This window comes from Oleiphilus sp. HI0125 (assembly GCF_001635355.1).
Genome location: NZ_LWGF01001415.1, coordinates 1 through 517, shown reverse-complemented (window position 1 = coordinate 517; position 517 = coordinate 1). Strand labels below are relative to the sequence as shown.

The following is a 517-nucleotide window of genomic DNA, read 5'->3' as shown; positions in this document are numbered from 1 at the left end:
TTCACATATTTATACAATGGAGGTATAGGGTGCCTATCTATGACCATAAGTATGGTGGTTTAGACTATTTTCGAGTTTATCGTTCTTGGGGCGGACAAGAGTTTCAAGAATATGTGCGAATCGGAGAAGATAAAGACGCTGCACGCAAAGAGGCTGAGGCGATCGAAACACGTTTTACGCGGGAATATGAAGTTTATCAGCGAGAGCGTGCTGCACAACCAGAATTTCATGTGAGAGATGATGGCTCAATTCGAGGTCTACGGCGTGTTAGTGTTGAGCGAGGTAGTAGAGCGACAGTTGAGGTCTTGGAGCTCCGTATCAACGTGCCTTGGTTAAAAAGCATCAAGCGAACGACGGTATCAATTAGCACACATGGATTTGAGTCAGCTTTTCAGCAGTCAGTTGAAAAAATATGCGAATGGTATGAATTAGATAAACAAAGCCCCGCTGCGAAAGCGATGCGTACTTGTGATGCTTATTATGCAAATGGTGATGAGATCAGCGCTTTACGTAGTGT

Annotated in this window: 1 protein-coding gene; it reads left to right on the top strand. The window is 44.1% G+C overall.

The genetic code is table 11. From position 1 onward, the window contains the following. Positions 1-29: 29 nt before the first annotated feature. On the top strand, positions 30-517 hold a 488-nt coding region (locus A3762_RS24055; protein WP_068757997.1), incomplete at its 3' end, for a hypothetical protein.